Source organism: Stygiolobus sp. CP859M, assembly GCF_037389975.1.
Taxonomy (GTDB): domain Archaea; phylum Thermoproteota; class Thermoprotei_A; order Sulfolobales; family Sulfolobaceae; genus Stygiolobus.
The window spans coordinates 115,418-127,224 of record NZ_JBBHKS010000019.1; the positions used below are offsets into that span (position 1 = coordinate 115,418).

General features: G+C 41.2%; 10 protein-coding genes and 1 CRISPR repeat array. All 10 genes read left to right on the forward strand.

Annotated elements, in window-relative coordinates; genetic code table 11:
* Positions 1-371: 371 nt before the first annotated feature.
* The 10 genes from csa3 (WIW72_RS09185) (at position 372) to WIW72_RS09230 (ending at position 11,162) form a co-directional block, all read left to right on the forward strand.
* Complete coding sequence (gene csa3, locus WIW72_RS09185) at positions 372-1,034, forward strand: CRISPR-associated CARF protein Csa3 (protein WP_337721414.1); 663 nt, start codon at positions 372-374, stop codon at positions 1,032-1,034.
* A 1,043-nt stretch (positions 1,035-2,077) separates the two neighbouring features.
* Positions 2,078-3,091: a CRISPR direct-repeat array (repeat unit 24 nt; unit sequence GTTAATCCTCCATGGAATTGAAAG).
* 289 nt (positions 3,092-3,380) lie between these two features.
* On the forward strand, positions 3,381-3,998 hold the full coding sequence (gene csa3 / locus WIW72_RS09190; protein ID WP_337721415.1) for a CRISPR-associated CARF protein Csa3: 618 nt from the start codon (positions 3,381-3,383) through the stop codon (positions 3,996-3,998).
* A 54-nt stretch (positions 3,999-4,052) separates the two neighbouring features.
* Positions 4,053-4,490: a type I-A CRISPR-associated protein Csa5 gene (csa5, locus tag WIW72_RS09195; RefSeq protein ID WP_337721416.1), complete on the forward strand. Its 438-nt coding sequence runs from the start codon at positions 4,053-4,055 to the stop codon at positions 4,488-4,490.
* Positions 4,487-5,437, forward strand: coding sequence for a type I-A CRISPR-associated protein Cas7/Csa2 (gene cas7a, locus WIW72_RS09200; RefSeq protein WP_337721417.1), 951 nt, complete (start codon positions 4,487-4,489; stop codon positions 5,435-5,437). The genes csa5 and cas7a overlap by 4 nt, the downstream gene beginning before the upstream one ends.
* A gap of 11 nt (positions 5,438-5,448) precedes the next feature.
* A complete protein-coding gene (cas5a, locus tag WIW72_RS09205) occupies positions 5,449-6,165 on the forward strand; it encodes a type I-A CRISPR-associated protein Cas5a (RefSeq protein WP_337721418.1) in 717 nt (238 codons plus the stop codon).
* Positions 6,131-7,636 carry a CRISPR-associated helicase Cas3' gene (gene cas3 / locus WIW72_RS09210; protein ID WP_337721419.1) on the forward strand — a complete coding sequence of 502 codons (1,506 nt, stop codon included), beginning with the start codon at positions 6,131-6,133 and terminating at the stop codon, positions 7,634-7,636. The genes cas5a and cas3 overlap by 35 nt, the downstream gene beginning before the upstream one ends.
* On the forward strand, positions 7,633-8,304 hold the full coding sequence (locus WIW72_RS09215) for a CRISPR-associated endonuclease Cas3'' (protein ID WP_337702539.1): 672 nt from the start codon (positions 7,633-7,635) through the stop codon (positions 8,302-8,304). The genes cas3 and WIW72_RS09215 overlap by 4 nt, the downstream gene beginning before the upstream one ends.
* 3 nt (positions 8,305-8,307) lie before the next feature.
* Complete coding sequence (gene csaX / locus WIW72_RS09220; protein WP_337721420.1) at positions 8,308-9,303, forward strand: type I-A CRISPR-associated protein CsaX; 996 nt, start codon at positions 8,308-8,310, stop codon at positions 9,301-9,303.
* Positions 9,300-10,166: a CRISPR system precrRNA processing endoribonuclease RAMP protein Cas6 gene (gene cas6 / locus WIW72_RS09225; RefSeq protein ID WP_337702535.1), complete on the forward strand. Its 867-nt coding sequence runs from the start codon at positions 9,300-9,302 to the stop codon at positions 10,164-10,166. The genes csaX and cas6 overlap by 4 nt, the downstream gene beginning before the upstream one ends.
* Positions 10,167-10,643: 477 nt before the next feature.
* Entirely contained in the window at positions 10,644-11,162 is a 519-nt protein-coding gene (locus WIW72_RS09230; protein ID WP_337702533.1) for a hypothetical protein, read from the forward strand.
* Positions 11,163-11,807 lie beyond the last annotated feature (645 nt).

Sequence of the window (11,807 nt, forward strand, 5' to 3'; positions counted from 1 at the left end):
CAAAACTGGGTATTACTAAATCCCAAGTTCTAAAGGGAATTAAGATAGTATGAGTTTAGAAATATAGAAGAGTTATGATTAAGAGTCAGAATACCACGGTTAATAACCTTGCTGATGGCGTGAATCAAGTAAACACACCTTCTATTACGACATCCCGATGATAGATTTAAGGTATGTTATTTTTATCATTCGTGAAGTTTAAGCATCCCTCAAGTGTACATTCTGAAATAGAAAAGAACTTAAAGTATCTTAGCCTTTTTACCATTTACTCTGCAGAATTTACGGAAGGTTATTGTATTTTAGGAATTTTGAACAATTCCCAACAAATGCGTAATAAATATAAAAGTGATAATACCACATTATTGCTAAGTATGAAAACTTATCTTTTCACGCTAGGTTTACATGAAGATTTCGCGATTAGAAGGCTAGTCTCTACTAACGCCAGTAAAGACGATGATATTGTGCTCCTGATAAAGTCCCCAATCTCTGCAGGTATTAAGAGAGCATTAAACGCACTTAATGCTGTAACGCTAAAAATGGGTTTGAAGGACCCTATCGTAAGAGAAGTCGAGATAAGCGAAAGTATATTTCAAGTGGTAAGAAAGATAGGTGAAATCTTAAACGGGCTAAAAGACCCGTTAGTAGTAGACGTCTCAGGAGGAGAAAGTAGAGCGTTAATGTTAGGGGTAATACTCTCCTTAGTCATATACAAAAGGATCGGGAGGATATATGTGGAGGAAGATGAAGATTTTTACTTTTCCGTTGAAGAGTTCCGAACAGCCGTAGAAGGGATAGGAAGTGAGACAGAAGTGGTTTTGAATAATGTAGTAGAAGCACCGGGGATTAAGTTGGAAGAGCTAGCCGAAAAAACGGGCAAGAAATTAAAAACGGTTATGAACGAAGTAGGTTTGCTGAAAAAGAAAAGGTTAGTCTATCAGAAGGGAAGAGGAGAAGGAGTTTACCCAACCACTCTAGGAATAGTAGTCAATGATAGCTCGAGGAACTACCGTGGGAAAAAGCTAAGAAAGAGATAAGAAGAGGATAAGGATAACTCATCGGTGATGAGAGTCTGAGTTCAGTTAAAGGGCACTGGGCTGTGATGGTTAAAGAAGTGATTAGTGCCGAGGTAAAGGCCGAGTCGACATTAGGAACAGCAGCCCGTTATGAGAGTGCTGTTATTGTTGCTTAGTGAACAAGGTCTAGTGTCTTAATAATTCATATCGTCGTCGTTAAAGTGTCTTTATTTCGATGTTGAAATAAGTTACACAATAATTTCATTCTAATTCTTCTCGTGACGGAGGAAAACTCTAACGGTAATTTCCGATTTGACGGTGTCACCCTCTAAAAAATCTCTGAGGGTAATCACATTTCTTCTTAATTACATAATCAAACCATTATGACGGTCGAACTGACAGTCGTATATACAGGTATTACATCTATCCTACCTATATAGTAAAGGTTAGTAAAGCCCCCTTTATACGCATAACTTATATACACGTAACTTAACTAACTACACACTTAGTACGGTGATGATAACCTTTCGTAATTGTAGACCTTACTATTCCTACTATCTTGAAAAAGGATGACCTACAAGTGAATGATTAACGCGGTTCACTTCTACTCATTCTCTAAGAACGGTCACCGACATTAAACGTCATATCATGAACCGTGCTTAGGAGACGTGAATTAGCCCTTATTTTCAGCTTGGCTGCTCGTATTTCTTCAGACACGGCACTAGAATGGTCTACCCAAACACTACTACGTTTATAAGTCATGACCTTGGTTAAACTGCTCCTGAAATGAGTATGACAGAATTTCTATTTTTGAATCAATAGAGTTAGATAGTGAAATGATTATATCTCCCTTTTTATTCCCAATTTTTGTTGGGAGTTTCTTTCAATTAGTCAGTGAGCAAATAAATTCTCTACCTAAGTAACGTCGAACGCTATTCTATTCATCAAAATCCTAAAATAACACGGGAGTAAGCAAAATTCAGTAATGACAAAAACGCTAAGCACAGTAAAACTTATATAAGAGAAGAGTAAAGATAAGATATGAAATAATATAAAAACCTTCAGTTAATCCTCCATGGAATTGAAAGTTACTAACAAGAGTATTATATATTTGTAGTAGCTGGGATGTTAATCCTCCATGGAATTGAAAGGACTCATATAAACCTCTGATTGGAAACAGCCCCAAAACTCCTTGTTAATCCTCCATGGAATTGAAAGTTTATTTATAGAAAAGATTAACCACTTTGGGGTTTTTCCTTGTTAATCCTCCATGGAATTGAAAGTCTCATAACCTATCGTTGTAGACAGTCCGTGATCATGAGTTAATCCTCCATGGAATTGAAAGTTGAAAATATACCATGTCCCGTCCTCAACATATACTGTTACCAGTTAATCCTCCATGGAATTGAAAGGACTAACGGGTTGCTGAAAATCGATCCACCTCCACTTGCTCCTGTTAATCCTCCATGGAATTGAAAGTCCTCGATATTGTCATCTATAACAATGTACGCACTATCTGGTTAATCCTCCATGGAATTGAAAGCTACAGCTTGCGGTTTTCCCATGTTGTTTGGACATAGAGAGCGGGTTAATCCTCCATGGAATTGAAAGAAATAACAAAATAATGGTTTTGTAGTATCTGGAATTGGGCTGGGTTAATCCTCCATGGAATTGAAAGGTTAGATAAACAATCTACGGAGAAATTACAGTGGGCTAAAGTTAATCCTCCATGGAATTGAAAGTCTCACTTGGGAATAAAATCGCATTATAAGCAATAGAGGAATTAGTTAATCCTCCATGGAATTGAAAGGACAGTCCTATTATTACACCGACTATTAGCAGGGCTATTGCGAGTTAATCCTCCATGGAATTGAAAGAATACGTATTTTTTCACTTTTTCATTTTCTCCTTCTTCCTCCCTCGTTAATCCTCCATGGAATTGAAAGGGTAATCAGATATATATTGTAGTGAAAGGGAACAGTATAGTGTTAATCCTCCATGGAATTGAAAGCCGTAAATCGCCCCTACACCAAACGCTGCAACTGCTAAATCTAGTTAATCCTCAATGGAATTGAAAGATTTAAACCCGCCCTTCTGTTCTCCTGAGGAGTTCATAAGAAACGACTTAGTTAATGACGTATGCAAATCAATACAAAGGTGTAGGCGTTTCACGCTTAATGACCTGAGGATTATTGTACATATGGGAGAAGGGGTTTCTTTACTCAATTAATAGTAACGCATTTCCGCAGTCGGACACCGGGTGGACTGTGGGGGTTTTTCCCTCGTAAAGCCAGTCAGACAAAAAAAAAGGCGGTGTTTTTCCGACCAACGGAAAAGTCTTATAGTAGTCTTTCACAACTTTTAAATATGACCGTACTCCTGACAACTTTGGGTTTTGATGAGAAGTTCCAAGTTAGGGCTTTCATGAGGTGGTTTAGGGAGTTAGAAGGTGTAGTCATTTTCGGCTCGTTCGAGAACGATTTAGCGAAAAAAGCCCTGAACTCCCTCGTGGGCGTAATCAATTCGGCTAACGTAAAATACGAGGTAGTAGAAGTAAACCCGTACGATTTTAAAGAACTAGTCTTCAAAGTGGGGAGGAAGCTCGAGGACTATAAGGGGAAAAAGCTGGTCTTTAACTTATCAGGCGGTATGAGGGTACTGACTGTTGCACTGCTTTTGACCCTCCTTTTAAAGGACGTCGACGCTATTGTCGAACTGGAAACTGAGGACTTTAAAGGCTATTTCCAATTCTCGATAAGTGACTTTAAGCCCGTTTCGCTCAGTAAGGACCACTTGGAGGTCTTGAAGGCAATCAAGGAGGGGTATAATACAGTTAACTCTATTCACAAGAGGCTCAACATGCCTTTGTCGACGGTGTGGAGGAGGGTTAACGACCTGAAGGAGATGGGGCTTATCGACAATAGTATGAGACTGACTTTCAAGGGCGAGCTGGTACTTTCGACCACTTACTTTTCATCTGATTGAAAAGCTTTTTCGAACCGAAATACATTTAAATGTCCCTTTGTATATGTATTGTTGATGAGTGCAGAAGAAATAGAAGGTCTGTTAAAGAGGGTGGCTAACATGTTAGCTTCGGTAACTATCTACAGCGAGTCCCCTACCTATGTAGACAGGTTTTCGAACGCACTGTCAAAAGAGGCAGTAGCCAAGGTCGTGTACGAGTCGCAGAGGGTCTTACAAGTTGGGATCAGCAACGGTGACATAAAGTTGTCGAGCGTGAAGATCAAGAAAGGGAAGGACGAGGAGAGTAAAGAGGGTGAAGAGGAACAAAGTTACCCTGCAATTTCGATAAAGACTAAGGAGAAGGAGTATAATATCGTGGGGTATCTACCCACGGATAAGGATGTTGAGGACTTCTTGAGACTAGTCGAAAGAGACGTGTATTACGCTAGGAAAGCAGGTGCATTAGCTATGTCCATAGCTAATAAAACCCTATTGGCAGGTGGTAGTTCATGATAAGCGGTTCCTTCAGGTTTTTAATTAATACGGAAAGCCTTAACGGCGTAGAGACAGTAGGTAACTTGTCAAGGCATAGGACAGCCCCGGTAGTGTTGAAGACCTCCGTAGGTTACTTGGTGCGTTACGTACCGGCGATATCAGGTGAGTCCCTAGCCCACGCGTATCAAGTAGCGTTAGTGGATTTAGCGAAGAAGGAGAAGTTGCCTGTAGGCGTTTTCTCGTCGAGGTACGACTTCATAAAGTTCTCCACAGATGAAGTCTTGAAGGAGGAAAAAATTGAACAACCTAAAAAACCCGAAAACGCAAGGAAGTTCGAGGTAGATGTAATGCTTCACGACGTGGTCGCTGACGTCGGCGGTTTCATGTACGCAGGGAATCCCCCGGTCAGGAGGACGTCGAGGGTTAAGTTCGGTTATATGATCCCTGCACTTATCGGAGACGACATACCAGCACAGTTAGAAGCTCAATTCCACGTCAGGAGTAGCCAGAGCGGGCAAATGATTTACAATGTCGAAGTGTCCTCCGCCCTTTACGTGATGTCTTTCTCCTTAGACGAGGACCTAATTGCGGTACCGTCAACGGAGGGAGAGAAAGTAAAGGGAGAAGAGGAGTTAGAGAAGGAGAGACAGTTGAGGGTTAAAGTCGCGATCCAAGCGTTGTACAGCGTGTTAACTGGCAACTTCGGCGGTAAAAAGTCTAGGTTCCTACCGTCAATGAAGTTGATGTCGGGAGTAGTAACGGTCACAGACTTCCCGTTTGTACCGGAACCGGGGCACAGTAATGATTACGTCAAGACGACGATGCAGAGGTTAAGTAAGGCCCAAGGTATATTTAACGGGAAGGGTAAGGCTTACGTGATAAACAACGAGGGCGTAGAAGAGGGAGAAGGTGCTGTAAAGGTAAGTAACGTTGAGGAGTTAGTAGAGAAGTTAATGGGCAAGTAAGAGGGTTCCCAATGTTATATTCTAAAGTTTTTTTAAGACTCCACTGGGGTTTTTCAGTCTCAGTACCGTTTGCCTCTAAGGCTAAGCCCTCTTTTTACTTACCTCCCCCTACTACTCTTGTGGGTGCCTTAGCTTACGGTAAATTCAGGGGGGTAGACAATAGGGCAGAGAAGGGCAAGATGGTGAGCCCGGCGTTTGGTCTAAAGGTCAGGGCGGCAGCGTCATATGAGAGGGACTTCTTGGGCGGGTACATTGAGGACATCGTTAAGAACGTCATCATGTATTTCCAGAGGAAGGAAAGGAGGTTGGAAGAGAGGTACAGATACGGTGTAGTACCGACGGGAAAAGTGTACAGCCCTAACAAGGTCATCAAGGTCGTCTACGTTGCTGACATGGACAGAGGAGAGTTAGAGAAGTGGAGTTGGTCTATAACCAGGTTGGGCTGTAAGGAATGTCTGGTAAGTGTTGAAGACGTTGAAATAGGTGATGCTAAAAAAGTCAAAGGTAGACTCAAGACCAGTTACTATTTTCCTGCCGACGTTAAGGTGATTTCTGGTAGGGTCGAGTATGTGGACTTCTGGGACGAGAACGGTTACATTTGGGGGAGTAGCGGGAATACTTTAAGGTATGCGATCCCGGTCTTGGGGTACCCCTTGACTTGTAACGAAGTCGAGGTCGAAGCTAACGAGGCTTATGAGGTGGGAGGGGAATACGTTGTATTCGGGTAAACTAATCGAAGCCTACGATGAGTTTATTAAAAAGAACAACCTCCAAGATAGGAAGGCTATAAGGGAGACTATTGAAACTCTTGAGAAAGGTCACAACGTGATTCTGAAAGCCCCTACCGGTTATGGTAAAACTACTTTGACTAAGGTCTTAGCCAATGCTACGATCCACGGGCAGTACTTCGATAGGGTAATTCACGTACTGCCTTTAAGGGCGATAGTCCAGGATTTATATAACAAGTTGAAAAAGGACAGTGAGAGTGGGGTCATCAAGACGAAGAGTATTGCAGCACAAGACATGGACTACTCGGACTCACCGTTTTTTATGAAAAAAGTCACGGTCACTACTCTAGATACTTTTGTTTTGAACTTGTTTAAACTACCGGCTGTTGAGGTAAAGAACGTCTTCAAAAATTACGGCTCGCACTACGAGTTATCGAGGGGGATGATCTATTCGTCGATAGTGATCTTCGACGAGTTCCACCTACTCGGAGAGGAAGGGAGGCCTTTAACAGTAGGTCTGGCTTCTATTAAGTCCCTTACAGACGCTGGAGTACCGGTGGTAGTCATGTCGGCTACTATCGATAAAAACCTTGAGGACTTGATAAAGAAGTACGGTAGGGACTTTAAAGTGGTCGAAGACCCTAACTTTGCAATAAAAAGGGAGATCACGGTGAGGAAGATTTCAACGCAAGAAGTTTTAGATGACGCCGTGAACCAGTTCAAAAAAGGTAAGAGGGTCTTAGTAGTCTTTAACACGAGGGCTGAGGCTGTTGAGTTTTACAAAAAGGTAAAGGCTGAGGGGGTTAACCCCGTGCTAATACATAGCAAGTTTAACAAAAATGACAGGGTAGAGATCGTCAAAAGGATAGTCGAGGAGGGTGCGAGGTTCGTCATTTCTACCCAAGTTATTGAGGCAGGTGTCGATACGAGCTTTGACGTCCTTATCACCGAAGCCAGTCCGGCATCGAATTTAATTCAGAGGGCCGGTAGGGTAGCTAGGTACGGGGGAGTTGGTGAGGTTCACGTTTTTCCCTTCAGCGGGAAAGTGTACGACAAGAGAGAGGTTGAGAGTGTCTGGAATTCGATAAAGGACGGGGGTGATTTGCCTAAGTTAGCTGAAAGGGAATACGAGGTCGACTACGCCCTACTAGGGGATTTAACTACGATTGACTATTCCGTATTCGCTAACCACGATAAGACAAAGAATCTTTACGAGAAAGTTTGTAATTTAGTTAGGGACACGTCAATTATCTTAGGTTTTCCCGTCAATAACTTCAGTATAGATTATGCAGTCCCCCTAACTGAGCAAGAGGCTTTAAGGGAGTTAAAGCAGAACGGTGTCATAAAGAATGGGGAGGTAAGTAAAGACGTTGAAGTTAAGGGAGAGTGTCTTCAATTGATGTTCCTTAAGGAAGGAATAGACGGTGTAGTCATAAGGGGTTACGATAAGGAGATAGGTGGTATCTTGTGAAACCTTGTGCCTTTACTAACCAGACTCTGGTAGACCACTCTATAGGCTCGTTAAATTACGCAAAGATGGTGATGACCTCTTCGTATATCGACGTTGCGAAGAGGAGGCTAGAAAAGTTCGGTATCAAAGTAGACGATAGCCTTTTTGAATTATCAGTACTACTCCACGATATCGGTAAGGCGGGGGAATATTATCAGGAGCAATTTGACGACAATTGTGTCGGTAAATTACCGTCTTTCATCTATCATGAAATAGGTTCTGCAATTTTCTTCTATGACAACATAGATGATGAAAGAGTTAAGAAACTGATAGCTCTGGCTGAGTTGAATCACTTAAACGCGATCAGGGGTATTTCGTCCCTTTCAGAGAAGAAGTTACCCAAAGGTTGTGACACAAGAATGTTGAAACTCAAAAGGTACGGAAAGGTGTTATTGGATACTCTGAGGGACAAGGGTTTCAATATCCATTTCCACGTGAGGGACTATACTTTCGACGACTACAATAAAATGCTCCGTGACATAGCTAACAGTAACGAACCTTATTTGAAGTTATATGTGTTTTTTCTTACCCCCATTATTGTGGGTGATAATTTGGATAGTCATTTTGCGAGGGGGTTGGGTGAGAGGAGGAGGTTTATTGAAATTTTAAAAAAGGAGGTAGGTGTGTAGGAAATGTTAGTCCCTCTATATGATATATTCGGGGATAATTTAGTTAAACAAGTCGGAGTAAACAGCGGGAGGTATAAGTTCACTTCGGTAAAGGGGATGCCCTACATAGAAATAGATGATAAGGAGTTGAGGATCACTCTAGATATAGCGGGTCAAATAGCTGAGAGATTGGAGAAAAATAAGAAGAGAGTGATACCTCTGAGCGGAAACGACAAGAAACCTGTTGAAAAGGTGTTGACGTGCTTCAGGTTCTCTCCATCAGACTCTATTTCAACAGTGCTAAAGAAATTTGATTTGAACAGCGGACCGTGTGAGATAGACAGTTTACCGTCTTTTATAAAGCCCGAGTTCTATGAGTACGGCAGGGTACCGGGGAAACCCGGGGGAGAAAAGAGTAAGATGAGGGTTGACGGTAGGTATATCATCTTAGCAATTGCTGGTTGGTTGTTATCAAGGGTAGGTACAGCCAAAATGGGTAACGAGTGGGTAGGTGTTCACGTCTTTACTACTACTAGGTCGTTACTATATAACGCTTATGGTGACTTTGCCGGTGTCAAGCCGGAGACAGCCTTTATCATACTCTTAGCTAAGAGGGTCATAGAGTCTAATTCCAACATATCTTCGGCAAGAGTTTACTTAGTATCAGATGCAGGGGGTCAGAACCCTACGGTAATTTTAGGAGGGTTCACCGTGGACTTATCTAGGTTTCTTGAGAATAAGGAGTTGATAAACGACGACTTAATATACCTTGCTGAGGACGCACTGAAAAGTGATAACGAGAACCAAGGCTTCAATACTAAGGACTTCTCTACGAAGGTCGTTAACTTAGTTTACGAGATTATTAACGGTTCAAAAAAGTTGGAAGAATTGTTATACTTTACTAACAGGGAGGTCTCAATGGAAGTGGTATCGGGGAAGTTCAAAGAGTTCTGTAAGGACTGTAAGGCTTACTGTAAGGCTTACTATTACTCTCAGAAATTAATAAGGGATTTAGCGTGAATTTTTCCTCCGAGAAGGTCGTTAAAGTTTCTTTTACGGTTACCCCTACGACGGACGTTGTTTTACCTCCTTTGACTTCGAAAGTCGTCAAGAATTTGATCCTCTCCGGGAAATTGCTCTCTTCCCTATCACAGCTAGTTAACAGCAGTGCTAAGAATAAACCAATATTTATTTCTAACCTGGGATATAACGGCAAGAGGTTGTTCAGTACCGGTAAACCCTTGACTGCCAGAGCCGGTCAGAGGTTGGACTTCTTCATCTCTTTCCCCTACTACGATAACCTCCACGAGGAACTGAAAGAGGGTTGCTTTGATACTTCTTACGGCAGGTTCTGCATTCAACTCAGCGAAATTTACATTGCCGACTTGAACATGATAAAAGCGGTGAGCTCTAAAGGTAAAAACTTTTTAGTGACTTTTGTGACCCCCACGCTTCTCTCTTCCAAAGTCCTTTTGCCTTCATCACTTGACCGAAAGTTTAAGGGTATAAACCCTGGTTTTTCTCTGATCCCTTCTGTCGGACTGATCGTGAATTACGCATATAGGACTTACCACGCTTTACTTGGAAATACTAGTAATCAGGAGTATAACGTCAGGGCTTATAAGTTAGCCATTTTGAGCAACGCCTTGTCGAGGATAATAGGATATAATTTGAAACCGGTGACGGTCGTAATAGGTGAGGATGATAAGGGGAACTTGAGGACTACTAGGGGGTTTGTCGGATGGATGGAGTTTGATATTGTTTATGAGAAACTCAAGAGGGCTGTAACTAAGTACTTGCTGTTTACGTCAGTTTTAGGGATCGGGAGAAGTAGAGGGGTAGGATTCGGTGAGGTAAGAGTAGAGTTGAAGGACCAAAGTTAAAGGAGAGTGATTGATTAAATCGAAAAAAGAGAAAGAGACTTGTACTTAAAAAAATCCTTCATTAAAGTCTCAGCAATTGTGAATCTCATTTTCTTAAATCGCTCTTTAACTAGAACACTCCTTATTACAGCAACGTCCTCTATTCAAGCTATGGGAGGTAGAGCTTAACTGGGTGGATGGGGAAAAGGCCTCATGAGTTCGTACTAATATACATGGCTAATCGGTTTTGCAAAGAGGTACCAGCAAAGGTTAAATCTTGTGTTTTTTAAGCATTTTTGCAAAGTACTTACTATATCCACTTGCGTAGGGGAAATCATAAGTCGTATAGATTGCACGGAACTATTTCATTACCTTTCTTATATATTAAGTTTAGTATCTTTTTAAATTTCAACATAACACTACTTATCAGACGAGTGGTGGGAAGCTAGGGATGCACGTTCAACAAGGCTTATAAATTAGCTGTAAGATAAAATTATTATGGTGTTTAAAGACCCTGAGGGACACGATGAAATTGAAGAGATAATTGCAGAGGATGAGCAAGAAATACCGTATATTGGTGAGAACAAAATTGGAGAAATAGAATATTACATAGTTAAGGAATTACGAAATTACGGTTATTTCGCCACAAGTCATACGATATCCATGGGAGGATACACAGAAGCAATAGAGATAAGTGGTAGGAAGTCATATTACATTGGCATTTCTCGCAATGAGGTCGCCCATATTAATATCAAATACGAATTGTCCCCATACATAGATTTAAATGGTACTAATGTATTACACATAAGGCATACGGCGACGGTTTCTTTCTCTAGTGAGGAGCAAGAAATAGAAAGGTTACTAAGGGGAAGGTCGAGTATAAATATAATGGATACGTTTTCGCAGAGGAGGGCTATAAGAGATGTGACAGATAGAGGACTTATGTTCGCCCAAGAAGTCCAGAGAATTCATCGCTCAGTAATGAATTTAATAGTTTATATTCTGAGGAATCGGTAAAAAGGGAATAATACTTTCCGCAATATGCATAAATATATAACTCTTTTACATTTTATCAAATTAGGAAGATTTAAATAAAAATCAATTCTTATCTCTCTTTCATTATATCCTGACAAAAGACGCAATTAAGCTGTTAGCAGCGGTTTTCCAACATATATAGTAAGTGTATGTACTTTAATGGAAAAGACTCAACAACCGCCACATCGGACAAGGTTCTCCCGAAAGGCTTAATAATAGAGATGAAGATGAGCGGTTTCTTCGCGTCTTTTACGGGTGTGAGATGGGGATTATCGCACATAAAGGGAGCGGAGACCTGAATCCTTTTCCGCATCGTTTGTAGAAAAAAAGAATTGGTAGGAAATCTTTCTGCATAAAGAATTAATGTTCTCTCACCGGACGTAAGGTATGCCAAAGAGGTTGACTACGTAGATGTTGATCCAGTATTGTTGAAGTACACTACTAACGAGGGGGTATACGTCTTATCATTTGTAAGGAAAAATGACGGAATGGATAGTGATTTTCTGATCAACGAGGAGCTTTAATGACTCTGGTGAAACCTAAGGGCAAGGACAAATTACGATTCCATATAATACTATGAAGTCATTCCTCGTGGTTCCTCAATATTCAAATATATTCATAAATTCC

Bases quoted from the DNA above. Each gene is read 5' to 3' on its own strand.
- csa3 (WP_337721414.1), top strand. From the start codon at position 372: ATGAAAACTTATCTTTTCACGCTAGGTTTACATGAAGATTTCGCGATT.
- csa3 (WP_337721415.1), top strand. From the start codon at position 3,381: ATGACCGTACTCCTGACAACTTTGGGTTTTGATGAGAAGTTCCAAGTT.
- csa5 (WP_337721416.1), top strand. From the start codon at position 4,053: ATGAGTGCAGAAGAAATAGAAGGTCTGTTAAAGAGGGTGGCTAACATG.
- cas7a (WP_337721417.1), top strand. From the start codon at position 4,487: ATGATAAGCGGTTCCTTCAGGTTTTTAATTAATACGGAAAGCCTTAAC.
- cas5a (WP_337721418.1), top strand. From the start codon at position 5,449: ATGTTATATTCTAAAGTTTTTTTAAGACTCCACTGGGGTTTTTCAGTC.
- cas3 (WP_337721419.1), top strand. From the start codon at position 6,131: ATGAGGTGGGAGGGGAATACGTTGTATTCGGGTAAACTAATCGAAGCC.
- csaX (WP_337721420.1), top strand. From the start codon at position 8,308: ATGTTAGTCCCTCTATATGATATATTCGGGGATAATTTAGTTAAACAA.
- WIW72_RS09230 (WP_337702533.1), top strand. From the start codon at position 10,644: ATGGTGTTTAAAGACCCTGAGGGACACGATGAAATTGAAGAGATAATT.